The organism is Capsulimonas sp. (assembly GCF_039929585.1).
In the GTDB taxonomy this organism is placed as follows: domain Bacteria; phylum Armatimonadota; class Armatimonadia; order Armatimonadales; family Capsulimonadaceae; genus Capsulimonas.
Map to the genome: position 1 here is coordinate 1 of NZ_JBDSQY010000253.1, position 25,560 is coordinate 25,560.

At 59.2% G+C, this 25,560-nt stretch carries 23 protein-coding genes; 18 read left to right on the forward strand and 5 right to left on the reverse strand.

Translation table 11 applies throughout. The features are described 5' to 3' along the window. The coding region (locus tag ABIZ35_RS19285; RefSeq protein ID WP_348221548.1) for an AAA family ATPase at positions 1-1,623 on the forward strand (1,623 nt) is incomplete at its 5' end. A 63-nt stretch (positions 1,624-1,686) separates the two neighbouring features. On the opposite strand, the gene ABIZ35_RS19290 is transcribed toward ABIZ35_RS19285, so the two are convergent. After that, positions 1,687-2,280 carry a hypothetical protein gene (locus ABIZ35_RS19290; protein WP_348221549.1) on the reverse strand — a complete coding sequence of 198 codons (594 nt, stop codon included), beginning with the start codon at positions 2,278-2,280 and terminating at the stop codon, positions 1,687-1,689. Positions 2,281-2,670: 390 nt separating this feature from the next. Between ABIZ35_RS19290 and ABIZ35_RS19295 the strand changes: the two genes are divergently transcribed. The 16 genes from ABIZ35_RS19295 (at position 2,671) to ABIZ35_RS19370 (ending at position 20,221) form a co-directional block, all read left to right on the forward strand. Further along, on the forward strand, positions 2,671-3,519 hold the full coding sequence (locus tag ABIZ35_RS19295; protein ID WP_348221550.1) for a DUF1559 domain-containing protein: 849 nt from the start codon (positions 2,671-2,673) through the stop codon (positions 3,517-3,519). Positions 3,520-3,686: 167 nt separating this feature from the next. Further along, positions 3,687-4,709 carry a LacI family DNA-binding transcriptional regulator gene (locus tag ABIZ35_RS19300; protein WP_348221551.1) on the forward strand — a complete coding sequence of 341 codons (1,023 nt, stop codon included), beginning with the start codon at positions 3,687-3,689 and terminating at the stop codon, positions 4,707-4,709. Between the two features lie 91 nt (positions 4,710-4,800). Next, positions 4,801-5,556 carry a DUF1559 domain-containing protein gene (locus ABIZ35_RS19305; RefSeq protein WP_348221552.1) on the forward strand — a complete coding sequence of 252 codons (756 nt, stop codon included), beginning with the start codon at positions 4,801-4,803 and terminating at the stop codon, positions 5,554-5,556. A gap of 338 nt (positions 5,557-5,894) precedes the next feature. Next, positions 5,895-6,638 (forward strand): DUF1559 domain-containing protein, encoded by a 744-nt coding sequence (locus tag ABIZ35_RS19310; protein ID WP_348221553.1) that lies wholly within the window; start codon positions 5,895-5,897, stop codon positions 6,636-6,638. A gap of 190 nt (positions 6,639-6,828) precedes the next feature. Beyond that, entirely contained in the window at positions 6,829-7,875 is a 1,047-nt protein-coding gene (locus ABIZ35_RS19315; RefSeq protein WP_348221554.1) for a LacI family DNA-binding transcriptional regulator, read from the forward strand. A gap of 171 nt (positions 7,876-8,046) precedes the next feature. Then, positions 8,047-11,163, forward strand: coding sequence for a TIM-barrel domain-containing protein (locus ABIZ35_RS19320; RefSeq protein WP_348221555.1), 3,117 nt, complete (start codon positions 8,047-8,049; stop codon positions 11,161-11,163). Positions 11,164-11,229: 66 nt separating this feature from the next. Then, entirely contained in the window at positions 11,230-12,039 is an 810-nt protein-coding gene (locus ABIZ35_RS19325; RefSeq protein WP_348221556.1) for a DUF2071 domain-containing protein, read from the forward strand. A gap of 13 nt (positions 12,040-12,052) precedes the next feature. Further along, positions 12,053-12,550 carry a peroxiredoxin gene (locus ABIZ35_RS19330; protein WP_348221557.1) on the forward strand — a complete coding sequence of 166 codons (498 nt, stop codon included), beginning with the start codon at positions 12,053-12,055 and terminating at the stop codon, positions 12,548-12,550. A gap of 206 nt (positions 12,551-12,756) precedes the next feature. Next, positions 12,757-12,906: a cbb3-type cytochrome oxidase assembly protein CcoS gene (gene ccoS, locus ABIZ35_RS19335; protein ID WP_348221558.1), complete on the forward strand. Its 150-nt coding sequence runs from the start codon at positions 12,757-12,759 to the stop codon at positions 12,904-12,906. 48 nt (positions 12,907-12,954) lie between these two features. Next, positions 12,955-13,431 (forward strand): Rieske 2Fe-2S domain-containing protein, encoded by a 477-nt coding sequence (locus ABIZ35_RS19340; RefSeq protein ID WP_348221559.1) that lies wholly within the window; start codon positions 12,955-12,957, stop codon positions 13,429-13,431. Positions 13,432-13,581: 150 nt separating this feature from the next. Next, positions 13,582-14,496, forward strand: a complete 915-nt coding sequence (locus ABIZ35_RS19345) for a cytochrome b N-terminal domain-containing protein (protein ID WP_348221560.1) — start codon at positions 13,582-13,584, stop codon at positions 14,494-14,496. Between the two features lie 3 nt (positions 14,497-14,499). Further along, a complete protein-coding gene (locus ABIZ35_RS19350) occupies positions 14,500-15,039 on the forward strand; it encodes a menaquinol oxidoreductase (RefSeq protein WP_348221561.1) in 540 nt (179 codons plus the stop codon). 61 nt (positions 15,040-15,100) lie between these two features. After that, a complete protein-coding gene (locus tag ABIZ35_RS19355; RefSeq protein ID WP_348221562.1) occupies positions 15,101-16,732 on the forward strand; it encodes a c-type cytochrome in 1,632 nt (543 codons plus the stop codon). 139 nt (positions 16,733-16,871) lie between these two features. Then, positions 16,872-17,879 carry a c-type cytochrome gene (locus ABIZ35_RS19360; RefSeq protein ID WP_348221563.1) on the forward strand — a complete coding sequence of 336 codons (1,008 nt, stop codon included), beginning with the start codon at positions 16,872-16,874 and terminating at the stop codon, positions 17,877-17,879. Between the two features lie 30 nt (positions 17,880-17,909). Next, on the forward strand, positions 17,910-19,403 hold the full coding sequence (locus tag ABIZ35_RS19365) for a cbb3-type cytochrome c oxidase subunit I (RefSeq protein WP_348221564.1): 1,494 nt from the start codon (positions 17,910-17,912) through the stop codon (positions 19,401-19,403). Between the two features lie 14 nt (positions 19,404-19,417). Beyond that, entirely contained in the window at positions 19,418-20,221 is an 804-nt protein-coding gene (locus ABIZ35_RS19370) for a cbb3-type cytochrome c oxidase subunit II (protein ID WP_348221565.1), read from the forward strand. Between the two features lie 93 nt (positions 20,222-20,314). On the opposite strand, the gene ABIZ35_RS19375 is transcribed toward ABIZ35_RS19370, so the two are convergent. The 3 genes from ABIZ35_RS19375 to ABIZ35_RS19385 form a co-directional block, all read right to left on the reverse strand. Next, the gene (locus ABIZ35_RS19375) at positions 20,315-21,682 is read right to left on the reverse strand and encodes a PAS domain-containing protein (protein WP_348221566.1); all 1,368 of its coding nucleotides are present in this window, start codon (positions 21,680-21,682) and stop codon (positions 20,315-20,317) included. Positions 21,683-21,838: 156 nt separating this feature from the next. Then, entirely contained in the window at positions 21,839-22,882 is a 1,044-nt protein-coding gene (locus ABIZ35_RS19380; RefSeq protein ID WP_348221567.1) for an SIS domain-containing protein, read from the reverse strand. Between the two features lie 12 nt (positions 22,883-22,894). Continuing rightward, the gene (locus ABIZ35_RS19385) at positions 22,895-23,764 is read right to left on the reverse strand and encodes a PHP domain-containing protein (protein ID WP_348221568.1); all 870 of its coding nucleotides are present in this window, start codon (positions 23,762-23,764) and stop codon (positions 22,895-22,897) included. Between the two features lie 148 nt (positions 23,765-23,912). On the opposite strand from ABIZ35_RS19385, the gene ABIZ35_RS19390 reads away from it, so the two are divergent. Then, positions 23,913-24,512: a hypothetical protein gene (locus tag ABIZ35_RS19390; protein WP_348221569.1), complete on the forward strand. Its 600-nt coding sequence runs from the start codon at positions 23,913-23,915 to the stop codon at positions 24,510-24,512. Between the two features lie 2 nt (positions 24,513-24,514). On the opposite strand, the gene ABIZ35_RS19395 is transcribed toward ABIZ35_RS19390, so the two are convergent. After that, positions 24,515-25,270 carry an SDR family oxidoreductase gene (locus ABIZ35_RS19395; RefSeq protein ID WP_348221570.1) on the reverse strand — a complete coding sequence of 252 codons (756 nt, stop codon included), beginning with the start codon at positions 25,268-25,270 and terminating at the stop codon, positions 24,515-24,517. Positions 25,271-25,560: the final 290 nt, after the last annotated feature.

Consider the following 25,560-nt stretch of genomic DNA (forward strand, 5'->3'; position numbering starts at 1 on the left):
GCGGGCCAAATCTTAGGACGCAAAACCGAGATCGCCGGCCTGAAAGCCGATCTCGCGGCGTCGGAGAAAGAACTGTCGGCGCGTCGGGAAGATGTGAAGGCTGCCGAAGCCGCGCGCGAGGCCGCCGACCGGGGATTGTCCGAGGCGCAGAATGCGCGGCAGGCCGCGCAGCTGGCGGCGAGCGAGGCGTCGCGCCGCGTGGACTTTGCCGGAAACGAGGCCAAGCGCAGCGCCGATCAGCGCGACGCCAGCGCCCGCCGCATGGAGACCAGCCAGTCCTCGCTCGCCCAGGGTCGCGCCCAGGCCGCTGCCGCTGCTGAGGCGCTCGCGAGCGCGGGCGTCGAGACCGCCGGCGTCGATGACGCGATGGCGACCGAGACGGAAGAGATACGGGCTCTCACCGCCGAGCGCGACGCCCTGCAAGGGGATCTGACCGCCGTTCGGATCAGCCTTGCGACCGAGAGTGAGCGCGTCGCCAGTCTTTCCCGATCCCTGCGCGGAGCCCAGTCCGAACTGGACCAGATCGCGGGCCAGCATGACCGCAAGACCCAGCAGAGCCGGGACGCGCATGCCGAGCACAATTCGCTCGAAGGCCAGACGGGGGACCGGGACGCCGAAAGCGCCGAAGCCGCCAAGGCGCGCGACCTCGCCAAGGTGCGATTGGATGAGCAGCAGATCGTCCGCGAGGAGCTGCGCCGTCAGGCGGGCGCCCTGGGCCAGGAGATGCGCGCCGCCGACACCGCGCGCGCCGAGACCGCTGAAATCCTGCACAAGGCCGAACTCAAGGAAGCGCGCCTAGAAGTCCAGCGCGGCCAGTACGCCGGACGTCTTTGGGAAGAGTACGAGATCGATTCCGAGCAGGCGATGGCGATGCCGGAAGATCCGGAAGTCACTGACGGCTCCCCGCAGGAAGTCGGCCGCCTGCGCCGTGAGATCAAGGCGATGGGCGAGGTGAACACCGCCGCCATCGAAGAGTACGAGGAAGTCTCCACGCGTTTTACGTTCCTGACCGCCCAGCGCGCTGACCTCGACGAAGGCCGTGAAAAACTGTTAGAAGCGATCCGTGAGATCGACGAATCCACGCGCGGCGTCTTCTTAGAGACATTTCACGCCGTCGCCAAAGCCTTCGACGAACTCTTCACACGGCTCTTCCGTGGCGGCAAGACCGATCTTGTTCTGACGGATCCCAACGACATTCTCGAAACCGGCATCGACATTATGGTGCAGCCGCCCGGCAAGAAGCGCCAGAACCTCGCGCTGCTCTCTGGCGGCGAGCGCGCCCTCACCGCCGCCGCGCTGCTCTTCGCTTTCCTTCAGGTCAAGCCCAGTCCGTTTGTCGTGATGGACGAAGTCGACGCGCCCCTCGACGGCGCCAACGTCGAACGGTTCGCTGAACTGCTGCGCGAGTTCGGCGTCCGCTCCCAGTTCATCATCATCACCCACAACCCCACCACCATGGAAGCCGCGCCCCTCTGGTATGGCGTCACCATGCAGGAACCCGGCATCTCCCGCGTCCTCAGCATGCAGGCTCCGCCCGGCCTCGAAGACGGCGAACAGCCTCAGCCCAAACCCAAGACAACGAATGGCCGCCGCCCCAAAGTCGCGGCGGAAGCCGCTGGATAAATCCCAAACAAAACAGGCCCCGTTCCCTCCATGGATACGGGGCCTGCGCTGCGTCAGCCATTTCTAATGAACGGCGAACGTAATGCCGTCATTTGCCTTAAATCCGCCGAAACCCGTAGAGGCGGCGGAGACCGGAGCGGTGGAGACGAACTCAACGGAGAGTGAGCCCGCTTGCGGACTGAGGCCGCCCGGGAAGAAGGGCGATGGCGTGTTGTAGAGCACGCTGTCCTTCAAGAGTGTCAGCGCAAGCGAGGATGATCCGTTAGTCCCGTGCAGGATTGCGTTCGAGAAACTGCCGCTGAGCAGGACCACGCCGGTCACATTGTTCACCACCTGAAACTTGCCGCCTCCCAGCACCTGATTGAACGTCTGGGCGGCGGGGAAGAAGTTGTAGCCGGCAGCGCCGACGCCGACGAGCGGCGAGAAGACGATCTTGACGTTCGGGGCGAACCCCAATCCGACCTTGCTGCGCAGAAATCCGTTCGGGATGTTCAGATTGAACGTGCCCGCAAATCCTCCCGAGTAATTGATATTGGGAGCGTTGGTGTTATCGCCGGCAATGGCGATTGCCTGCACGGCATGTGCGTCTTGTGTCGCAATAGTTGCGAATAGCACTGAAATGCCGAGCGAGGTGACTGTCTTCGTAAACTTGAGCATTGGTTTCCCTTTCGACGAGTGGCGTGTCTCCTTCGACTTGTTTCGCCGCAATCTGGAGACGGTGGGTATTGCCTGCGGCGAAACGCCATATCCACGAACTTGCTGTGGGAAACGCGACCGCGTACTGCTCGTGCGGCGGCGCGAGTGCATTCTATCACAATTAGATATGTGAGTCAATAGATAGTAATTTCGAAATATTTAATACATAGTTTCGCCCGGGATCGATCTATGAAAAGCGAGCTCCTGCCGCTCAAAAATTTCCCCTATTGACAGATGCGCGGAGATGGCATATAATGAACACATACCGTACCTAACCGGTTCAGTGATTCTGATTTGATCGATTCTATTGCGTCTATCACTATTTATGATTCGAAGGAGTTTATTATGTCTATGAAGCGTTTTTCATCTACTCGTACAGGTTTCACTCTCATTGAATTGCTCGTTGTTATCGCTATTATCGCGATTCTTGCCGCTATTCTCTTCCCTGTCTTCGCCAAGGCCCGTGAGAAGGCTCGCCAAATCTCCTGCGCCAGCAACGAGCGACAACTGGGTCTTGGGCTTCTGCAATACGTGCAGGACAATGACGAGAGCTTCCCGGCAGGAAACCAGTATGTTTCCTTCTGCGGCGGATGGGTTCAGCCGGTCTACCCCTATGTTAAGTCGGTGGAGCTGTACCGGTGTCCTAACGATCCCACCAGATACGCGCCCGGCGACGGCAATATTTGGAACCCAGTGTCCTATGATATCAACAACTCCCTCGTCGGTGACGGCAATCCGAGTTCCGGCGGCAATCGGTTTGGCGCCAACTTGGCGCAGATGTCTGCGCCTGCCTCAACGGTAATGCTTTGCGAAGCGTTCGGAGCCACCCTGGATATTGCCAACGCTAGCGGGGTGCGGCCTGACTATTCGCCTTCTGTGGATATGCACCAGAACTTTTGGAATACTGGTGGTAAGGGGACTCCGGCGAACTTCAATGGCGGTTACGCCACGGGCAACCCCGTCGGGCAGAATTTGCGGCAGTATAATGGGACCGCCGGTATTCACACCGATGGCTCCAATTATTTGGCGTGTGATGGTCACGTGAAGTATCTGAAATCCAGCAAGATTGCTCCTGGCAAGGACGCATTGGCCAGTACTAACCCTCAGGATGACGCTGGAGAGCACGCCACAGGCGCCAGCTATATGAACGTCACTGGAGGCGCATCGGGCAGCGCTGCGATGACCTTCAGCAAGATCTAAACGCTAGAATGCTTGCCTCCGTTTCCAAAATGCGAAACGGAGGCTTTTTTTGCCTCGGGTGCAATCGAAATCATATCGAATTTTTTATATTGACAGATTGCCAGAGTTATAATATAATTGATGAAAGCCTAACCGGTTTGGTGTTTATGGTGGGCTGAGAATCATTTATGACGACGATGAGAGATGTTGCGAAGGCTTGTGGTGTTTCCGTCGCTACCGTTTCGGGAGTGCTGAATAACACGCCTGACGCCGCCGGGCCGGAAACGCGTGAGCGGGTGCTGGAGATGATCCAGCAGATGAACTATTCGCCCAACGCCGTGGCGCGTGGTCTCAGTCATCGCCGAATGAACACCATCGGCGTCGTGATGGATTACGGCGGCTGGGGATCTCTGATCGCGGACCAGCATTTGGGGCCGATCGTGGACGGCATCGTTGGGCAGAGCTCGCGGCGGCGTCAAAAGACTTTGCTCTATACCGAGGCTTGGGCGGACGCAGTCAGCAATATCCCTGCGTTTTGCGACGGGTTCTGTGATGGTTTGCTGTTGATCGTCCCGATGGTTTCGGAAGAGTTTTTTGCACGACTGTTCCATCGGCGTACGCCTTTCGTGATCATTGGAGATCACCGAATAGAGAGTAATATCTCCATCGTCGATCTCGATAACATCGACGCGGGACGGCAGATCACGGAATATTTGATCGGTCTGGGCCACAAACGCATTGCGATGCTGCGCGGTGAGGATAACCATCATAGTTCACGCCTCCGCGCGCAAGGCTACCAGGAAGCGCTGAGCGCCCAAGGCTTGGAGTACGATCCCGCGCTCGACATTGGCGGTGGTTACAACTGTGAATCTGGTTACGATTGTACGATCGCTTTGCTTGACCGCCCGAAGGCGACGCGCCCGACGGCGCTGTTTTGCGGGGACGACCGGATCGCGCTCGGCGCGCTGAGCGCGCTTCAGGAGCGCGGAGTTCGCGTCCCCGAAGAGATGTCGGTTGTCGGAATCAACAACAGCGTGGAAGGCGTCGCCGCCGATACGCCTTTGACGTCACTGCGCCAGCCGGGCCAGGAGATCGGCGAACAATCGGTCGACCTGCTCCTTTCGCACATCAAGGGTGAGGAAGAACCCGGACGGAAGATCATCCTGCCGGGGAGCATCATCATCCGAGGCACATCAGGACCTGCTCTGTAGGCTTTGCTTTGCAATTTTACCAAACCGGTTAGGTAATAAATAATAAGTCTGAAATCCGGTAAATATTATACAAGAATAGGAACTCGCTTCGATGAAAATTAAAGGCTTTACTCTCATTGAATTACTCGTCGTCATCGCCATTATCGCGATTCTTGCCGCTATCCTTTTCCCTGTCTTCGCCAAGGCCCGTGAGAAGGCTCGCCAAATCTCCTGCGCCAGTAACGAAAAGCAAATCGGCCTTGCGCTGCTGCAGTACGCTCAGGATTACGATGAGACGTACCCGGATCGATCTCCGGACGACGCGACGAAAACAAGCTGGCGTACTTGTATTACTGCGTACGTGAAGAGCGTGAAGGTCTTCTCCTGCCCATCTAACCCTGACACCAACATCATCTCTTACGATCGCATGTACTCCAGCTCGTATGTTTGCAATTATACCGCTAACGGTGAGTTTGGCCAGGACTTTAGTCAACAGTATCGCGGGGAAAATGGTCGCGGTGTCTTTGGCGATGTGGCGGCGCCCGGCGTCACTCTCGCCTCAATGCAGGCTCCCGCGCAGACAATTGCGGTGAGTGAAGGCACCCATGAGGGATGGCCAGACATGAACCTGATGAACCACTTCAACAATCTGGACTTCTACGCGGGGCACACGGGGGTGACCAATTTCCTGTTCGCGGACGGTCACGTCAAGGCGATGAAACCAATGGCGACGATTAACGAATGCGATCCCGCTGGCTGTGCTCCAAAGCAGACGAACCTGTGGACCAACGATAATACTCCCTTCACGGGCGCCGATTGGACGGTCGCGAACACGAACCTGCAGTACGCTCAGCAGAAGTATCAATAATCAGTTTTTCGGCATCCTGGGCAGAGTGGAAAGCATTGCTTTTCCGCTCTGCCCACTTTTCTGTGACTGCCGAGCCGCGCTTGTGTTGTTGCCCTCGCTACTTCGCCTCAACAATTCTCACTGGGCCGAACTCCATAAGTTTTGTGTACTTGAAACTTTATGAAACGCCACAAATGTGACTTCTCATGTTCTTATGAAATATCCTGTTGACAGATATGCAAAGACGTTATATAATGAGGAGACACTTTACCTAACCGGTTAGGTGGTCGGTGAATTTATTCAACCGCAGAGGGCTGCCTGGAAATCAGTTCTATGGTCAGGAGAAAGCTTTTTCAACTATGTCTACTTATACTAAATCAAAGTCGGGATTTACTCTCATTGAGCTACTCGTTGTGATAGCAATAATTGCGATATTGGCTGCGATTTTGTTCCCCGTTTTCGCCAAGGCGCGCGAAAAAGCGCGCCAGATCAGCTGCGTCAGCAATCTCAAGCAGATCGGGCTTGGGATTATGCAGTATACGCAGGATAACGATGAAATCCTGCCGATGGCTCGGATCAATGACGGAAAGAACTCGCCCTGGCAGGAACAGATCATGCCGTACGTCAAGAGCACAGGCGTATTCAAATGCCCGAGCAATTCGGATAAGGCCCTCGTGAACGGATCGGCCACGGTTCCGACCAGTTACGTGGCGTCGCACGGCGGGTTCAATAATAACTACCTCTACGGCGGTCCCGGCCCCATCAACCCTGACAAAACCTATGGATGGGGCTCCCTTGACGGCGCGGTCTCATTAGCGGCTATTCAGTCGCCCGCGCAAGTGATCCAGGCGGGAGAAGTCACCAGCAGAACCGATCCCGAGTTTTGGGACAACGTCAACGACATGAAGTTTATTAACCATACCACGCTGACGAACTTCCTCTTCTGTGACGGACATGTCAAATCCCTGCATCCCGTCGATACTGGCCGCACCGTCAACATGTGGAATATCAATAACGTGACGAATGCGGGGGACGCTCAGTCGGGGCCGGCAAGTGTCGCGCTTATGACGCTGCTTCAGCAATTGCAGCAAAATATGCGCTAATGTGACGGCCGATTGCTACCCTCGGGAATGATCGTCGCGCAAACCGCCGGCCCCGAGGTTAGTCCTAAAGTTTGGTGAGGCATGCATCTAAGGCTCAAATATGCTGCATTCTGAAAAATTTATCGATAAAGCGCCGCAAAAAATCATGCGATCACGTAATATTCTGGTACCATACAATTGGCGCAAACCTATGGTCACCATCAAAGATATCGCAAAAGAAGCCGGTGTTTCCGTGATGACGGTCTCGTACGCACTGAACGAGACGGGACGGATTGGGACAGCCACACGGCAGCATGTCAAGGATGTCGCGCAGCGGATGGGGTATCAGCCCAACGCCGTAGCGCGCGGCTTGCAGCGACGCCGGATGGACGCGATCGGGGTCGTTTTTGGCGTCGTTCCCGAGACCCTCGTCTTCGATGGGTATTACGGGCGAGTTCTCGACGGTATTTGCCGCGCCTGCGGCGAGCGCAAACAAAAAGCAGTGATCTTCCAGGAGCCGAGCTGGGACGCCCTGTACGAGAATCTGTCGATCCTCGCCGACGGCTACTGCGATGGCCTCATCCTAATCACCCCCCTGAAGGACTGCCCCCTGATTGAGCCGCTGCTGCGCAAGCGGATCCCCTTCGCCGTGGTCGGCGACAGCCGCGATGATCCACGTGTGATGCGCTTCGATATCGATAACTTTGGCGCGAGCCGGTCCATTATGCGCTACCTCGGCGACTTTGGGCATCGCCGGGTCGCGTTTCTCCAGGGCGATCCCTGGTATCTGTCCACCGAGCAGCGCCACCAGGGATACCTCCAGGGACTTCGCGATCTGGAAGCGCAGTACAAACCTGCGCTGGATATTCCCTGCGGCTACGATCCCGCCGGCGGTTACCATATCGCACGGAGCCTGATGGCGCTTCCCGTGGACGAGCGGCCCACCGCGATCTTTTGCAGCAACGACAGCATCGCCTTCGGCGTCCTTTCCGGCTGTCGGGATCTCGGCCTTCGTGTGCCGGAGGATGTCTCCATCATCGGGATCGACGACAAATTGCAGTCCGCGACGACCACGCCGCCACTCACCACGGTGCGCCAGCCCTATCACGACCTGGGAACGCGCGCGGTGGAAGCGATCGTGGAGCGCGTATCGCATCCGGATCGCCACGCTACCCCTGTAGGCGCGCTGGAGCTGCTTCCCGCCGAGCTCATCGTCCGCGAGTCCGCCGGTCCGGCGCCGAGGCTCGCCGTTCGGTAAATCCGTCGTGTCGAAATCACAAAGTGACATCTTTCGGTGTGTTTTCCTCATTGACGCGCCTCCGTAATTATTGTACGATAATCGAGAATTCCGCGTAATTTACAGTTCCCTTTGTCGCGCTTTTATCGCGGCGATTACCATAAAATCACTCCCCGTATTGAAGGTCCATTCATGAGAAATTTCAATCACCGTTCTCCAGCCGCGCTTTTGTGCGGCGCGCTTCTTGCCGCTGTATCCTGGAATAGCGCGGCGTGGGCCGCGACAAATCCGGTCGTGGCGGGCGAGGCGCGCTTCACCGTCGTCACTCCCGAGTGTATCCGGATCGAGTATGCGCCGGGCGGGAAGTTTTTGGACGACCGTTCTCTTTTTGCTGTCGAGCGCAAGGCGCGCTATGATGGGTTCAAGCTCTCAAAGTCGGGGGCTTCCGAAACGATCGACACCGGCGCCATCCGTTTGACCTACACGCCTGACGGCAAACCGCTTGGCCCTTCCAACCTTTCGGCGAAGATCAAAACGGATAAGGGATACGCTGCGTGGACGCCCGGCGCGGCCAATCCCGGCAACCTCGGCGGCACGGTCACCACGCTGGACGGGGCCAAGGGGCCGGTGGACATTGGGAAAGGGCTGCTGTCGCGCGACGGCTGGTACGTGATCGATGATTCGCGCACGCCGCTGCTGACCTCGGATTGGGTTCGCTCGCGTCCTCAGGACGCCGGGTCGGACTGGTATCTGTTCGGCTACGGAAGCGACTACAAGGGCGCGCTGAAGTCTATGGTCACGATCGGCGGCGCCGCGCCGATGCCGCGTCGTTACGCCATGGGCCTCTGGTACTCCCGCTACTGGCCGTTCAGTTCCGACGAGTATCACTCCGTTGTGCAGGAATACGCGCAGCACGATTTCCCGCTCGACAACATCGTTATGGACATGGACTGGCATCGCGACGGCTGGACGGGGTGGTCCTGGAACAACAAGCTCATCTCCGATCCCAAAGCGCTGCTCGCCTGGTTCCACCAGCAGGGCCTCCATGTGACGCTGAACATGCATCCCGCCGACGGGGTCGCTCCCCATGAGGATCAGTACGCGCCGTTCATGAAGGCGCTGGGAGAAGATCCGGCGGCCGGGAAGAACCTGCCGTTCGACGCCGGCAGCAAGAAGTACATGGACGCCTTCTTCTCGCAGGTGCTGGCGCCCCTGGAGAACGATGGCGTGGACTTCTGGTGGCTGGACTGGCAGCAGTACCGCTACACCCGCTCGATCCCGGACCTGACCAATCTGTTCTGGATGAACCAACTGCTCTACGATCGTACGGAGCTTTCGGGTGCGCGCGGAATTTCGCTCAGTCGCTGGGCGGGGTGGGGCGATCACCGTCACCCGATCCAATTCTCCGGCGACGCTGATGCGGGATGGGCGATGCTGGGCTTCGAAGTCCCGTTCACTTCCACGGCCGGCAATGTCGGCTGCTACTACTGGTCGCACGATATCGGCGGCCATAACGGTGGACGCAACGAAGAGTCCTATACCCGCTGGTGTCAGTTCGGCGCGACCACGGCCACGATCCGCTCGCACTCCAGCCGGGACGCCTCCACGGACCGGCGCCCCTGGAACTATCCGAAGTGGGCCGAAGACTCGATGCGCGTCAGCTTCCATCTCCGCTCACAGCTTTTGCCTTACATCTACTCCAGCGCGCATGAAACGTACGCCACCGGCGTCTCGCTGAACCGCCCGCTGTATTTGGAGTATCCGGGAGAGTATCAGGCGTATCGTAATGGCCAGGAGTATCTGCTTGGCGCCAATATTCTGACGGCGCCGATCGCCATGCCGGGCGTTGGACCGGGTCGTATCGGCCGCCAGGCCGTCTGGTTCCCCAAAGGCTCCGCCTGGTACAACACTTTCACCGGCGAGAAGTACGCGGGAAACACAGAGCAAATGGTCTCGGCGGATATCAATGAGTTCCCATTGTACGCCCGTGGCGGTGTTCCCATCCCCATGCAGCCCTATGCGGCGCGCCCGGCGACTACAGCGCTGGACAACCTGCGTGTGCGCTGCTATCCCGGCGAGAACGGCAAGACGGGCTCCTATACGTTCTATGAGGACGATGGCGAAAGCCAAAAGTACACTGCGGGCGCCTACTCCGTCACCCCGCTGACCTATGTCCGCCATGGCGGGCAGGTGACGGTGACGATCGGCGCGGCGAAGGGGCAGTACGCGGGGCAGGTCGCCCAGCGCGGATACACGGTCGAACTGCCGAACACCGACAAGGTGACGGAAGCGCGCGTCGACGGCCAGCCGGCCGTCGTATCCTACGATCCGGCGCTCTGCGTCACGCGCGTTACCGTTCCTGCTCGCTCTCTCCGCAAGCCGGTCAAGATTGAAGTGCAGGCCGCCGAAGCCGACGCTGGCCCTCTGACTGCGCGTGCGCAAAGCCGCCGTCTGGCGGGAATTGCCGGTGACGCCGCGCAGGGAAAGAACTGGAAGCAAGTGCTGGCGGATTCGAGCGATCTGACGGATGCGCAAAAAGAGGCCCTGCTGGCTCTCGGCGGCGTCGCGCTCGTGCGTCAGTACGAAGACACGGCGTTCAGCGGCGATCGGGGCTGGCGTTTCTATGGCGGCGACGGCGTCATCCAGGGCAACGCGGCGGATCTCAGCGACCCACGCCTGACACCCAAGCTGGGCGGTGGTCTTGCTAAGGCGACCCTCGGAGTAAAGATACCGCATGATCATGGCGTGGACATCGCCGATATGGAAAAGAGCGTCATTGCTTCGGGCGCCTTCGTGGAGACGCCGGGGGTGAAGCGGTCAAATCCACGGGTCACATTCCAAATTGATGGGCATGACTACGCATTACCGCTGAGCGCGCCCACCGGGAGTGTCGATAATGTCGCGCTTCAAGCGCACGCCGCCGCAAGCTCCTCGGAGAATGGCCACACGCCGGCTGGCGCCATTGACGGAGTCGCCGAAGGGTACCCGATCAATCCCGCCGCCGAATGGTCCACGGGCGAGGAAACTACCGGAGCCACGCTGACCCTGACATGGGATACCCCGCAGACCATCAATCAGATCGCGCTGTACGACCGGCCGAATACGGTCGATCAGGTAACCTCGGGTGTGATCACATTCAGCGATGGAAGCACGCTCGATGTCGGCGCTTTGCCCGATGACGGAAGCACTCCGCTGTCGCTAAGCTTCCCGGCCAAGACGATCACCTCGCTGACGTTCAAGGTCACCGGCGTCAAAGAAAGTACGGAGCACACCGGCCTCGCCGAGATCGTGGTGCGCCGGGCGAAGTAGGATTAGGACGCCCCCCGGCCCTCTGTGTGGGCCGGGGGGCGTCCTATTTTATGGTATCCTATTCCCATGACGACGCTCGATTTCGCGCAAATATTGCATGACCGCATCGACGCGCGCCGCAACGGTGTTCTCGACGTGCGCTCGCGTCTCCAGCACTTCGCGCTCATTAATTACGCCCTGCCCAAGGAGCGTTTGGCGCGCTACATTCCTGAAGACCGGTTTGAAATCCCCGAGTTCGAGATTGACGGCAAGCCGATGGCGCTGATGAGCGCCGTGCCGTTCTACGACAGCGACTTCCACTTCATCCATCTGTTTCCGTTTTTGCGTTTCGCTTTTGGACAGACGAACTACAGAGCCTATGTGATCGATCGGGCCACGGGCGAGCATGCGGTCTGGTTCTTCGGCACGACACTCGGGTCGCCACTGGTGAATATTCCCGTGTGGCTTTGGAAGATCCCCTGGCGCAATGCTAAATACAAAATCGATTGCGAGTACAGCCGCGAAGATCATCGTTATCACCGCTACGTCATGGGCATCCGATCGGAGTGGGCGAGCGCGGAGATCGACATTGAGGACACGGGCGAGGCGCTGGTTCTTGAATCCGGGTTCGAGTCCGAGGAAGCGATGGCGCTGATCCTGACGCATCCCGTGGACGGTTTCTTTTACCGGGGCGACAAGCGTTTGGGAACATACTCCGTCTGGCACAAGGCCATTCGGATGACGCGCGGCAAGGCCAAGAATCTTTACTTCAGTTTATACGAGCGTCTAGGACTGCTCTCCCGCGCGGAGATGCAGCAGCCGCACTCCATCTTCCTCTGCCCGGAAACCGAGTTCCGGGTCTATTTGCCGCCATACGCGCTGCCTGAGAGCGCTTAGAAAATTTCACCCCATGACCCAGAAATCAGAAACAAATACGTCCACAAAAGGCGGTGTGCCTGTGGGCGACCACGCGCCCGACTTCTCAGCGACGGACGCTGCGGGGGAACCAATCCGCCTCAGCGAACGCCTGAAAAATAATGCAGTCGTGCTGTTTTTCTATCCCAAGGACGACTCCGTGGTATGCACCGCCGAAGCGTGCGCGTTTCGGGATAGTTACGAAGCGTTTACGAAGGCGGGCGCCGAGGTGATCGGGATCAGCCGCGGGGATGACGGGACGCATCAGCGGTTCGCCGCCAAGAACCGTCTGCCGTTCCTGCTGCTCAGTGACGCCGATGGGGCGATCCGCAAGCTCTACGGGGTGCGCAGCGTTCTGGGCGTCATTCCGGGCCGCGTGACGTTCGTCATTGGCCGCGACGGGATTGTTCGAGGTAAGTTCGAAGCCCTTTTGGAGTCACAAAAGCATGTGACGGAGGCGCTGCAAACGCTGCAAAACCTTCCCGTGGGGTAGCAGGCCGCGCGGGGAGATCCTTGGCGCTGGAGCGCAAAATTGCGTTCAGCGGACAAGGATACGGATTTTTTTGGGCCGCTGTTCCCGCGATTTTGCCTATTTGCGAAATTTTTCACAAGACTCTGGGGACTCACCTTGACATGGGCTTTTGGCCGACTGTATAATGTTACGGTGTCAAAAGCCCGCGATATGGGAGGGCGACAAATTTGGAAAGTATTTGGACTTTGCTCGTGGCGGGAGCCGCGATGGGACTGGTGACGCTGATCGGGTTTGTGTGGGGCGTCCGCAATGGAGCCTTCGAAAACGCCGAGGACGCCAAGTACATCGTGTTTCGCGACGAAGACGACGACGATTAAAATAGACGAAGATTTTAGACCGAGCGTGCTAAGATTCGAGGTTCGACAATGGCCGTGAACTACGACCGCGAGAAGCAGGAGCTGACGCGGCGCAATTTTGTATCGTTGAGTGGATGGGGAATCGCCGGAATCGCGACTCTGGGCGCAGCCGGCGTTTTCGGCCGCTTCTTTTGGCCGAACGTGCAGTATGGCCCGCCATCCAAATTCGTGATCGGCAAGGCCAGCGGATACACCGACGGCGTCAAGCAGAATATTGCGGACCAAAAGGTGACGATCGTCAAGCACGGTTCGCAGCTGGGCGCGATCTCCATGGTCTGCCAGCATCTGGGGTGCACCGTGGCGGCGTCCTCGACCGGTTTCGACTGTCCGTGTCACGGCTCCAAGTATGACGATATGGGGAACGTGACCCACGGCCCCGCGCAGATCGCGCTTTACTGGTTCGACATTTCCCTGACGCCGAGCGGCGACCTGGAAGTCGACAAATCTAAGAAGAACGATCCGGGGCATTACTATAACATTGTCTAAGTCGGAACTCGCTGTTTCGCCGATGAACGGCCGCGCCGGAACGCAGATTGTCAGCGTCCGGCGCTGTTTCACGAATGTCGTATTCGGTAATATTACGGTCGGCGGCCACTCTCAGGCCGTCGGCGTATTGAAAAAGGAAAGGCGCGCGATATGAGCGTCAAGTTAGTCAAACCCGAGGGCGGCTCGGCGCCGCCGCCCGGCGGCGGTGGGCGGTCCGGGCAGCCTGGATTGCTCGCGCGCATCAACCGTGCGATCTATCGGCAGGCTCCGGAAGTCTGGGACAACCTGCGTCCCGCGACCCTCGGGCACAACATTTACAAGTCGATCTATCGCACCACGGCCTTCCCGAAGACCGAGCGCGAGCGCTCCGAGGCGTTCTTCAACTCGTTCCTGCTGCACATCCAGCCGGCGAAGATCGAAAAGCACGCCCTGCGCTTTACGTACACCTTCGGCCTCGGGCTGCTTTCGATGTACCTGTTCATCCTGCTGACCATCTCTGGGCTGCTGCTGATGTTTGTGTATGTCCCGAGCACCGAGCAGGCTTATGACCGTATGCTGGACCTGCGCTCCGCCGTCTCCTTTGGAGGCGTCCTGCGCGGAATGCATTTCTGGTCCGCCAACGCGATGATTACCGTCGTGTTCTTCCATATGTGCCGGGTCTTCTATACGGGAGCCTATAAACCGCCACGAGAGTTCAACTGGGTCATCGGAGTCCTTTTGATGGTTCTGACCCTGGTGCTCGGCTTTACAGGATACCTGCTGCCATGGGATCAGCTGGCCTTCTGGGCCATCACCGTCGGCGCGGGCATCGCAGGCAAGGCGAACTGGGTTTCGGATCACGTCAACGCGATGGCGCCGCATGGCGCGCCGTTGATGCCAGCGATCGGCGACAAAATGCGCTGGGGGCTGCTGGGTTCCGATGTCGTCGGCCAGGAAGCGCTCATTCGCTTCTATGTGCTGCACGTCGCGGTCCTGCCAGTCATTCTGACGGCGCTCATCATCTACCATATGTGGCGTATTCGCAAGGACGGCGGGATTTCCAGCCCGAAGGAATCTCCGGAATAACTTATGAAACGAGTTCGTGAAGAAGAGATATTTCCGCGTAACCCCAATAAGACCTACGGCTTGATGGAGCTGGTCAAGGGGTCCTCCACGCGTGTCGACCGCGGCCCGGACGATATGGTTTCGTCCTGGCCCCACCTGCTGATCCGCGAGGCGGCGCTGTTCGCCGGCTGCTTCGCCATCATTCTGGCGCTGTCGGTGTTCGCTCCGCCCCCGCTGGAGTCGCCCGCGAACCCGATGCGTCCGCCGAACCCCGCGAAGGCCCCGTGGTACTTCCTGGGTCTCCAGGAGCTGGTCGCTTACGACGCCTTCTGGGGCGGTCTGGGTATTCCCGGTCTGGTGGTAGTCGCGCTGATGGCCATTCCCTACGTCGATCGGCACCATAGCGGGATCGGGCGCTGGTTCGCCAAGAGCCGCCGCACCGCAACTACGCTCTGGACGCTGTATGTCGTCGTCGTGATCGTGCTGATCATTATCGGCGTTTACTTCCGTGGTCCGAACTGGAACTGGTATTGGCCCGGCACAATGCCGAAGGAAGTACAGTAATTACGGGCTTTCATAGCCAAGAACGAGACGCGGATCGCGAAAAAGATAGGTATTGTTTCCCATGTCTATGGTGACGAAGTTCGTGTTGTGGAGCCTGCTGCTCCTGGCGCTGGTCGGTATCACCGGCTCGCGCGCAATCTGGAACAACCAGAACTCCGATAGCGAAGACTTTACATACTGGCAAGGTCAGTATAAGGATGTTGCGGAGTCCCTGGCGACGGATTCCGCAGTCAAGCAGGCGACTCGTGACAGTATCATCGAAGTCAAGCAGGTCACGGTTGGGCAGTTTACTGTCACGCAGCAGGACGGCACTTCGCAGCAGCGTGTCGACCGCTGCCAGTCCTGCCACATCGGCCTGCTGAACCCACAAATGACGGCGGAAAACATCATTCGCACCGTGGACGGCAAAACCGTCACCACCGAAGAAGTTCCAAAGTATTTGGAAGAGCATCCGAAAACGCTCCGGATCATCAAAACGATTGGCGCGCACCCCGGAATTTCGGTCGAGGGCGAAGGCGCCCGCGATCTGGGCGTCATCCATGGCGAAAAGTTCACCTATGGTTTAGCTACGGAGAAGAGCCTGACCGCAGCGGACTTCACGGACTACGGGCTGCAAAAAACGAACCTGAAGCAGCATCCGTTCCCGACTTTCGGCTGCACCACGTGCCACTACGGCTCGGGACGCGAGCTGATCGAAAAGAACGCACATGGCGATCCGGAGCGCTGGCTGAGCCCGATGCTGGCCGCGAAGTACATGGAAGCCGCCTGCGCCCAGTGCCACGCGCAGTTCGATAAGACGAAGCTATCGGTCGCGTACCTGCCGTCGATGACGACCATTGCACGCGGTGAAAAGTTATTCCGCGACAAGGCCTGTTACGGCTGCCACAAGATCGAAGGCCTCTCCAAGGGCAATATCGGACCGGAGCTGACTTACGAAGGCCGCACCGCAGTGCCGGAGACGATCGAGCATCAACTGTGGGATCCGCGCTACAAGACGGCGTCCTGCTCCATGCCGTACTTCTTCGCTTACCGCGAGCACAATACGGATGACCCGGACCGCATCAACGATATTGTCGACGCGCGAGCCGACGAACTCAAGAAAACAGGCGGACAGGCAAATATCGAAAATCCTGAGATTCGCGAATCGCTGGAGCGTCACGGCTACGTTTCTAACGGCAAGGCGCAGGAAGATGTCGACGCTCTCGTAACGTTCATCGCCTCGCAGACCGGCAACAACTATGCATCCAGCGCTTCCAGTCGAATGTCGGAGATCGCGGCTTACAATGGGGCCAAGCCAGTAAAAGTCGATGTGACGGTGGCGAGCGGCAAGAAGCTCTTTGAAGAAAGCGGCTGCTATGCCTGCCACGCCGTGGGCAACCCGGATCACAAGGGCAAAAGCATGGATGATCCTGCCCGTACGGGTGGCGTCGCGGGCCCGGAGTTGACGTGGGAAGGCTCACGCCACTCCACCCAGTGGCTCGTGGAGCATTACGAGAACCCACAGGCATTCGTCCCAACGTCGATCATGCCGATCTTCCCGTTCTCGGATACTCAGCGAAAGGCGCTTTCGCTCTATGACCAGTCGCTGCGTCCTGCGGGAACCAAGACCGTCGATCCGGTCGTGGACATGCCCAGCGGACAGATGAAGTCTCTCGGGGCGCAGACGCCCGACGTCGCGACGATGACGCGTTAATCAGCGCGGTAATAACGCGTTCAGCAAATCGTGACGATGAAGCGATAATCAATCTCCCATAGCGGCGGAGCGCGCTCAGAATCTCCTCAAGATATTTGGGCGCGCCCGAACCGCCGATTAGCGAAGGAATATTCAAGACATGGCAGAAGACACGAACCCCACGGCTCGCGTGGAGACCGCCAAGCCGACGGATGGTGCGCAGATCCCGAATGAAGACGCGGGCGGCTTCCATTACTACAGCGGCGGCGACGTCAAAGAACTCGCGGACACGCGCGTTAGCAATTGGCTCTGGGGCTTCTGGGGAATCGTTCTGGTCGGAGCCGTCTTCCTTGGCCTCGCCTATGGCGCGCTCGGACCAAAGTCCCCTGGCGCCGTCAGGCCTGAGGCGGGCAGCAACGCCGGCCGGGCGAAGATCCAGAAGGATCTTGATGTGCGCGGGAGCTATCCCGTCAGCGTGATCAACCTGGCCGCCATCGATCTGCCGCCACACGTGAATTTGACATCCGCTATCGCCGATGGCGAGGGCATCTACCAGAACAAGTGTATCGGCTGTCATGGGCCGAACCAGGACGGTAACGGCGTCAACGCCGCGTCGCTGAACCCCAAGCCGCGCAACCTGCGTGACGCGCCGTTCATGCAGTCCATGTCCTACCAGCGCATCAATACGTCGCTGCACAAGGGCGTTCCCGGAACGGCGATGCCGCGCTGGGAAGGTACGCTGAGTGACGGCGAAATCCAGGAAGTCATCGCGTATGTCTGGAGCCTGAGCCTGACCTCGAAGCAGCTGGAGCAGGCGGAGGGTGTGACGTCCGCGGACGCTGCTCAGAACACCGGCGGCAGCACGCAGGTCAGCCCCAAGCCGATCACTCCGGCAATCGACGGCGATCCTACTGCACACACGAACACGGCGCCTCCGTCCATGTCGGGATCGCCGACCGACGTCTCCGCGTCCGCTCAGCCGTCGTCGCAGACGACTGGCGCTGGGGCTCAGCGCGTTTCGCCAATCCCGAATAATCCGGCGAATGCGGATGGAACCGGATCGAACCTTCCGTCGCCTGCGCCGGTCGCGCAGCCGACTCCCGCTTCCAGCGGCCCTTCCGGTGCGGGTGGACCAGGCGCGACAGGCGCCCCCGCCGTGACTCGCTAGGACGCGGTCCATCGAGAAAAGGTAAGAAAGATGGCAATCGAACAAATTAAAGCGATGCAGCCTTCGGCTCCGCCGGAGCGCTTGCAGCATGAAGATAGCGCGGTCAAATGGGCTCTGTGGGTCGGGCTGGGATATTTGGTCATGTTCGGCACGATCGGCGTCATCGCCGCCGTGAAGTTTATGATCCCCGACCTGTTCTATTCCGTGCAGTGGATGTCGTGGTCGCGTATCCGTCCCGCACACGTGCAGGGAATGATTTTCGGCTGGCTGCTGCCGATCTACATGTCGCTGTTTTACTACATGGTCCCGCGTCTCTGCGGAACCAAGCTGTACAGTGAAAAGCTGGGCAAAGCGACTTCGATCGTGTGGGGCATTGGTATTCTGATCGCCACCTACTGCCTGCTGAACCCGAGCAACACCACCAACCTCTTCCTGGTGACCAAGGGCAAAGAGTACGAAGAGTATCCGATCGTCTCCAACATCTTCCTGCTCGTTGGCTGGGTAATGCTGATGTGGAACCTCTGCAACACGTTCGCCCGCCGAACGTACACGCAGATGTACGCCGCTCTTTGGTACGTGATGGGATGTCTGCTCTGGACCGCCTTCGTGTACGTGATCGGCAACTGGCCTTCGCAGCTGTTCAGCACGGACGGCGTCGGCGGCTTTAGCGGTCTGAACGATGCAAACATCAACTGGTTCTACGGACATAGCGTCGTCGGCCTGATCGCGACGCCCGGTGGACTGGGTATCGCGTACTACTTCCTGCCGAAGGCCGCGAACTCGCCGCTTTACAGCCATAAGCTTTCGCTGATCGGCTTCTGGACGCTGGGCGCCATTTACATCTGGAACGGCGCACACCACATGATCTACGGGCCGATCCCGTACTGGCTGCAAACAGTCGCGACGATCTTCTCGTTCCTGCTGTTTATTCCGGTGCTGTCGGTTGTGACCAACTTCTTCGGAACGATCCGGGGCGAATGGCACCAGCTGCGCACGAACGTGCCGCTGAAGTTCATCATTGCGGGAACCGTGTTCTACTTCCTGGTCAGCTCGCAGGGCTCCTTCCAGGCGCTCCGCTCGCTGAGCGCGGTGGTCCACTTCACCGACTACATCATTGGCCACTCGCACATGGCGCTCTTCGGAACGTTCACCTTCTATGCGTACGCTGGTGTTTACTACGCCATCCCGCGCGCCTTCAAGAAGCCGCTGTACTCCGAGGGCATGGCCGACTGGCACTTCTGGCTGTCATTCCTGGGCTTCATCGTGTTCAGCGCCGCTCTTTGGGTCGGCGGCTACGCGCAGGGCCAGATGTGGAACGATCCGAATATCCCGTTCATTGAGACGGTGAACTTTATGAAGCCGTTCTGGCACGCTCGCGCTGGAGGCGGCGCTGCGATGCTGATCGGTATGTACCTGTTCGTCTGGAACATGTACAAGACCGCGACCGTGCCGGCTCCGCCGGCGACCGAAGATGAAATCCGCGTCGCTGAGGGCCGTGGCGCCGCCGCTCAGGCGAACGCGTAACAGATAAGAATACTATGAAAATCTTACCGGAAAAAAGCGCCTGGCAGACGGGCATGGGCGTGGCGCTGACCTTCGTGGTCGGCCTCACTTTCACCATGCTCCTGCCGTCGTTTAATGAAAACTGGTCGCTTAACACGCTGAACCCGGCGGGAGACCAGGCGCATTACCACCAGCCCTACACGGCTCAGCAGCTGCACGGACGACTGATCTATCAGCGCGAAGGATGCGTCTACTGCCATACGCAGCAGATCCGACCGCTGGAAGGCGAAATCAAGCGCTATTCGATCGGCACCTCGCTGGCGCTTCCCTCCAACGAGCGCGAATACGTTTACGACCGGCCGCACTTCCTTGGAACGCGCCGCATCGGTCCAGACCTTTCGCGTGAAGGCGGCAAGTACAGCGACGACTGGCAGTACTCGCACTTCTATTATCCGCGTCAGATGGTCCCCGGCTCGATCATGCCGGCCTTCACCTGGCTCTTCAAGGACAATGAAGGCACGCCCGTTCCGACCCAGGAAGCGCGCGACCTGGTCGCCTACGTACAGACGCTCGGCTTCGAGCGCGAAGTTTACGATCCGGCCACCTATAACGCGTCCAACGGCCATGACGATGGATGGGGGCCGTGGCTGAAGCCGCAGGACCGCCAGGCCAGCCAGCAGCTTGGCGAGAACGCCGTCAACCGTATTACGGCCGGCCCCGACCACGGCACAGTCCGAGGCGGAACCGAGAAGACGCCCGCTGATATCACGACGAAGCCGGGAATGGCTCCTACCGGCCCCGCCGCTCCGACTCCGACTGGTCCAGCGACAACTCCATAGTTCGCTCACTGGTGGGCAAACACAGAGCGGCGCAGAAAAGCAGCCGGCGATTTCAATCGCCGGCTGTTCTCTTTTTGCGTCTTTACTAAATCGCTATTCGCGCAGCCACGGAAGCTCGGGTTTGGCGATATCGTTCTCGATCACCAGCGTTGTTCCCGTCGGACCGGTGAGCAGCCATAGCCTGTCGGCGGTCTTCAAGATAAAGCTGAATCCGCAGCCCATCGTTCCCGCCGTCGTATAGCCGCACTCCAGCGTGGCGCGGGGCAGGTTCATCAGCGCAATGCCGGTTCCTTTGTCTTCGATCCAGACCTGCGCCATCTCCCCCGGCTTGTAATAAACGCGACCGAAGCCGCCCCGGCCATGTACGACGGCGTTCATGGAGGCCTCACCGACGGCGGTCACCAGATCCTGCCAGCGTTCCTCGGGCAGACCGCAGGTGATGGCGGTGTCTCGAACGATGTGCCGCATCTCCGCGATGCCGCTTGTCGCCTGGAGAGAGACATAGCCGCCATATTCGGTCATGGGCGTCGGCAGTTCCTGACGCGTGTGGCACAGGCGCAGCTTGCCGTCCGTGGCGCTCGACAGCACGTCGCGCAGGAACGCCCGTTCGCGCTCCATAGAGTCTCGGACTTCTCGCAGCAGACGTGAATTTTCCTGCTCGGCCCGCCGCTGCTCAGTGACATCGTTGCAGACCACGACATAATGCGACAAGCGCCCTTCGATGTCGCGTACCGGGGAAAATGTCAGCTCATTAAAGAAGAACGAACCGTCCTTACGATAATTGCGCAGAACCTGGTGGCACTCCGTTTCCTGGTCAAGGCAGCGTGCGATTTCGTTCACCGTCTCCTGGTCGCTTTCCGGTCCCACAAGGAGACGGAAGCTGTGCCCTAAGATTTCATTATCGCCGTATCCCGTGAGGCGCTCAAACGCTCGGTTGCAGTAGATAATCGGGAAGTCAGGGCCAACCGAGCAGATAATGATCCCATTGTTCGCGGAAGCGATTGCACGGTCGCGCAGGCGAAGCGCTTCCACGGCATGTTTTGCCTGCATCTCGGATTGATAAAAACGTAGGGTGCTGCGCAGACTCCGGTTGATATAAGAACTGGTCGCAATGTCCTTGGGGAGATAGTCGGCGGCGCCGGCTTTCATCAGTTCGCGCACGATCTGTTCGTCGCCATGCCCGCTCAGGACAATTACTGGCGTATCGATATTCTGAGCGCGTAATTTCTCCAGGAGCGCCAGCGCCGTGCCGTCCGCGAGTTGATAGTCCAAAAAGATGCAGTCGAACTGATCCTCCTGCACCATCGCCATCATCGCGGCGCAGCTATCCACTTCGGTAATCAATGAAGAGCTTTCACCATCTTTCAATGCACGGCGCACCATCCGCCGATCCAACGCATCATCATCGACAATCAAGATCTTCAAACTATCGTGCGCCGTCAAAGGCGCCATTGTCGCCATAAAAAATCTCCAAACGCTGCTTTCTCCTACGAGCGGAGACGCTATTTCTTGAGTATTCCAATTTTAGCGATAAAGTAATCCTGTCATACAACGTCCAAATAAAAAAGCCCCTCCTGTCGCTATTGGCGACAGGAGGGGCGGTAGGTTCGTGCGTTGTTAGACGGTCTTCGTGACTTTTTCCAGACCGCGCGGCGCATCCGGGTCGAGGCCCTTGGAGAGCGCAAGCCAATAGGCGAACAATTGGCCGGCGACCGCATAGACCAGCGGGCTGACCCATTCCGCGACGGGGGCGGGAATGCGCACGGCTGTTTCGCTGCTGGCGAGGAAGGCGGCGTCATGGGCGAAGGAGATCAGGGCAGGGTGCTGCTGACGCAGCTTTTCGCCAAGCTCGGCCATTGCCGGGAACGCTTTGCCGTCCGGCGCAAAGAGCAGGCAGGGGAAGCCGCTGTTGACCTGCGCGATCGGTCCGTGCTGGAACGCGGCGGCTGAGTAAGACTTCGCGCTGATATAAGACGTTTCGGTGATCTTCAGCGCCGTTTCCGAGGCGGTGCAGTGGTTGTATCCACGGCCGATGATGACGCATCCCGTCATGGCCTTGTACTTCTCGACCAACTGGTGAAGCGCTTCATCAAGGCCTAAAGATTTCTCCATGGCGTCGGCCGCGCGGCGAAGATAGACCAATCGCTCGGGGTGCGAGTCATCCATCGCCGTGGAAAGAAGCGCCAGCAAAGCCAGTGACCCGGTGTAGGTCTTGGTCGCTGCAATCCCCTTCTCCTCACCCGCGCCGATCGTGAGCACGTGCTCGGATGCCTGCGCCAGCGCGGAGTCCGGCTCGTTGGTGATACAGGCTGTCAGCGCCCCGGACTCGCGGGCGCACTTGATGACTTCAATGACATCGGGCGCCGCGCCGGACTGTGAGATGCCCAGGACGAACGCCTGCGGCCCCAGCTTCGGCACGGTGTCGTAAACGGTGACTACGGACGGGGCGGCGATCGCCGTCGGCAGGCCGTGCTGGATTTCCAGGACATACTTGCCGTAAACGGCGGCGTTGTCCGAGGTGCCGCGGGCGGCGACATAAGCGAATGCGACATTGCGCCGCTTGATCTCCGCCGCCAGGGCCTCGACTTGATGAAATTCTCGATCGATGATGTTACGAACGACGTCCGGCTGCTCCCGGATTTCGTCCAGCATGTGCGACATAAATTGGTCCCTTTAATCTAACGCCAAACGCGCGCGCATCTCCCGCAGAAGATGTGAAGGCGCGGGGCGGTTGTTGTATACAATTCCCAGCGGAACGTGCGGTTTCGGAATACCGTGGAAGTCCGACCCGCCTGTCACGAGGAGTCCATTCTCCTCGGCGCTCTTCAAAAAACGCTCCGTCTGAGCTGGTCCGTGCTGCGAATAATAAGCTTCTATGCCGTCAATCTTCGCCTCCGACGCCAGGCTTGCGATACGCGCCGCGAGCGCAGCGTCGTTGAGCGGTATCAAGCCAGGATGTGCGATGACGGCCAGGCCACCCGCCCCATGGATCAAGGCGACGGCGTCGCGCGGCGTCAGGACATCCTTTGGCTGATACAACGGTTTCCCGGTCGCCAAGAAACGGTCGAACGCATCCTGTACCGAATTTACGATCCCTTTTTTGAGCAGGGCGCGTGCGAAATGCGGACGGGCGATGACTTCGGCGTCCTCGCCGGCCTCCGCGCGGACATCGTCCATGGTGACGGGAAGGCCAAGCTCGGCCATCTTCGCCGCCATCTCCTCGTTACGCCGTGCGCGGCTGGCGCGCAGCCGTACGAGCGCTCCGGCAAGCGCCTCATTTTCCGGATCGAAGAGATATCCCAGCAGATGAAAACGTCCGCCGTCATCCTCCACCGAAAGTTCGACGCCGGGAACGAGTTCCAGGTTCCGCTTCTGGGCGGCGATTTGCGCTTCGGCAAGTCCGGCGATGGTGTCATGGTCGGTCACGGCCAGCGCCTGCAAACCCAGGTCCGCCGCCTTGTCCACCAACTCCGTCGGAGTCAAGCTTCCGTCCGACGCCGTTGTATGGGCGTGCAGATCGATTCCGTCTTGAAAATTCGTCATTGGCGTTCCTATTATGGGCCTTGCGACGCTGGTAAGTCAAGTGAATTTCGATGAACGAAAGGCGCTTAGACCAGAATGGAACCGCCGCTGATCCAAAGGCGTCCTACTGGGTAAGATTAACTCTCTGCAACGCTAAGGAGACAGCCTTATGAAGCCATGCGCCATCAGTATTTTTGCCCTCGGCGTCCTATCCACGGGAGCCTGCGCGGCGGCGCCGCACGGGTCGCATTGGATCGTCCCGGGCCGCAGCATCGGCCAAACCGCGCTGGGTTCGGAAGGCGCGAAGACTCTGGCGCGGCTTCCCCGGCCGACCATTGCCGAAAGCGGAATGTCGCATTTGCGCATCGTTTGGGTCTCCCGAGAAGCGCGCGGCGTTCGCAATACACTGTTCATTCAGGTCGTCAGTAACGGCGTCTTGAACCGTCGGCCATCGAATGGGCTGACAATTAACGCCATTCGAATCACTTCGCCCTGGTATCGCACCCATGGCGGCCTCGCCACGGGCGCGACGCTGGCGCAGATTCGCCGCCAATATCCCCAAATTCGTCCCACGGATTCCCAGCGAATGATTTTTGATTCACGGGGGCAGGGGATTGCCTTTGAGTTTGCGCATTCCGCTGTGAGTGGCAGCCGGTGCATCGCGATTATGATCCACCCGCGCGGCGATACGCACACCGCTTCGGCGGAGCAGGTCGCCGCCCTTCTCCATACGGCGGCGGCGCCCCCACCCGCTGACGCCGTCTATTGAAACTACGCTGCGCCGCCGGTCGCCCGGATATTCTGCCCGGTCACCCAGCGTCCGGCGTCGCTCGCCAGAAAACCGACCACATCCGCAATATCGTCCGGCTGTCCGAGCCGCCCCAGCGGCACGGTCTGCGACATATCCGTCCGAAATTCTTCCGGAACGACCTTCTTCAGTAGGTCCGTTTCGGTCATGCCCGGTGAAACCGTATTGACGGTAATCCCACGCGGCCCCAATTCTTTTGCCGCCGCCATGGCGAACTGCTCGACGGCGCCCTTCGTTCCGCCATAGAGCGCGGCCTGCGGGACGCCCAGGATCGTGACCCCGCTGGAGATGTTGACGATCCGCCCGCCCTGCTCCATAACCTTCGCGGCCTCCTGCATGGCGAAGTAAACGCCTTTGACATTCAAATCAAACAGCATATCGAACGTCTCTTCCGTCGTCTCCGTGATCGGCCCAAACAGCGCATCCCCGGCGTTATTGACCAGAATATCTAGACGCCCAAATTTTTCTTTAGCCACCGCGAATAATTTTCTTACGTCAGAAACCAAACTAATGTTCCCTTGAACTGCGAACGCTGTCCCGCCACGCGACGTAATACCCTCGACCACTTCTCTCGCCGCATCTTCATTGCGCGCATAGTTGACGACCACGGATGCGCCGTCCGCCGCCAGCCGCTCCGCAATCGCCCGTCCGATCCCACGCGAGGCCCCCGTGACGATGGCGACTTTGCCGGCGAGGGGGAGATTGGTGTTGGTAGTCATGGGTGATTCCTTCTAAGTATTCGATGATTTGGGGATATTATAGCAGATTCGGCCCCCTGCCCCAATCCTGGGGGAGGAGTTAAGAATCCCCCTGGCCCCCAAAGGGGTAAGCGCCCATGGTCGTCCACGCGGCAAATCCTTCACGCAATCGATTTTATGGTTTACACCCCTTGTGGGGGCGGGGGGCATCTGCTCCTCCCCCAGGATTGGGGGCAGGGGGCCGAATCCTATCGCATTGCTCTGCCAGAAATCCAGTAGTCAATTGTCCTTACGCACACACGAGAGAAATC

Coding starts and splice junctions, on each gene's coding strand:
- ABIZ35_RS19390 (WP_348221569.1), top strand. CDS start 23,913: ATGAAGCCATGCGCCATCAGTATTTTTGCCCTCGGCGTCCTATCCACG.
- ABIZ35_RS19340 (WP_348221559.1), top strand. CDS start 12,955: ATGGCCGTGAACTACGACCGCGAGAAGCAGGAGCTGACGCGGCGCAAT.
- ABIZ35_RS19295 (WP_348221550.1), top strand. CDS start 2,671: ATGAAGCGTTTTTCATCTACTCGTACAGGTTTCACTCTCATTGAATTG.
- ABIZ35_RS19385 (WP_348221568.1), bottom strand. CDS start 23,764: ATGACGAATTTTCAAGACGGAATCGATCTGCACGCCCATACAACGGCG.
- ABIZ35_RS19330 (WP_348221557.1), top strand. CDS start 12,053: ATGACCCAGAAATCAGAAACAAATACGTCCACAAAAGGCGGTGTGCCT.
- ABIZ35_RS19325 (WP_348221556.1), top strand. CDS start 11,230: ATGACGACGCTCGATTTCGCGCAAATATTGCATGACCGCATCGACGCG.
- ABIZ35_RS19355 (WP_348221562.1), top strand. CDS start 15,101: ATGTCTATGGTGACGAAGTTCGTGTTGTGGAGCCTGCTGCTCCTGGCG.
- ABIZ35_RS19375 (WP_348221566.1), bottom strand. CDS start 21,682: ATGGCGACAATGGCGCCTTTGACGGCGCACGATAGTTTGAAGATCTTG.
- ABIZ35_RS19360 (WP_348221563.1), top strand. CDS start 16,872: ATGGCAGAAGACACGAACCCCACGGCTCGCGTGGAGACCGCCAAGCCG.
- ABIZ35_RS19365 (WP_348221564.1), top strand. CDS start 17,910: ATGGCAATCGAACAAATTAAAGCGATGCAGCCTTCGGCTCCGCCGGAG.
- ABIZ35_RS19395 (WP_348221570.1), bottom strand. CDS start 25,270: ATGACTACCAACACCAATCTCCCCCTCGCCGGCAAAGTCGCCATCGTC.
- ABIZ35_RS19290 (WP_348221549.1), bottom strand. CDS start 2,280: ATGCTCAAGTTTACGAAGACAGTCACCTCGCTCGGCATTTCAGTGCTA.
- ABIZ35_RS19345 (WP_348221560.1), top strand. CDS start 13,582: ATGAGCGTCAAGTTAGTCAAACCCGAGGGCGGCTCGGCGCCGCCGCCC.
- ABIZ35_RS19320 (WP_348221555.1), top strand. CDS start 8,047: ATGAGAAATTTCAATCACCGTTCTCCAGCCGCGCTTTTGTGCGGCGCG.
- ABIZ35_RS19350 (WP_348221561.1), top strand. CDS start 14,500: ATGAAACGAGTTCGTGAAGAAGAGATATTTCCGCGTAACCCCAATAAG.
- ABIZ35_RS19305 (WP_348221552.1), top strand. CDS start 4,801: ATGAAAATTAAAGGCTTTACTCTCATTGAATTACTCGTCGTCATCGCC.
- ABIZ35_RS19380 (WP_348221567.1), bottom strand. CDS start 22,882: ATGTCGCACATGCTGGACGAAATCCGGGAGCAGCCGGACGTCGTTCGT.
- ABIZ35_RS19300 (WP_348221551.1), top strand. CDS start 3,687: ATGACGACGATGAGAGATGTTGCGAAGGCTTGTGGTGTTTCCGTCGCT.
- ABIZ35_RS19315 (WP_348221554.1), top strand. CDS start 6,829: ATGGTCACCATCAAAGATATCGCAAAAGAAGCCGGTGTTTCCGTGATG.
- ABIZ35_RS19310 (WP_348221553.1), top strand. CDS start 5,895: ATGTCTACTTATACTAAATCAAAGTCGGGATTTACTCTCATTGAGCTA.
- ABIZ35_RS19370 (WP_348221565.1), top strand. CDS start 19,418: ATGAAAATCTTACCGGAAAAAAGCGCCTGGCAGACGGGCATGGGCGTG.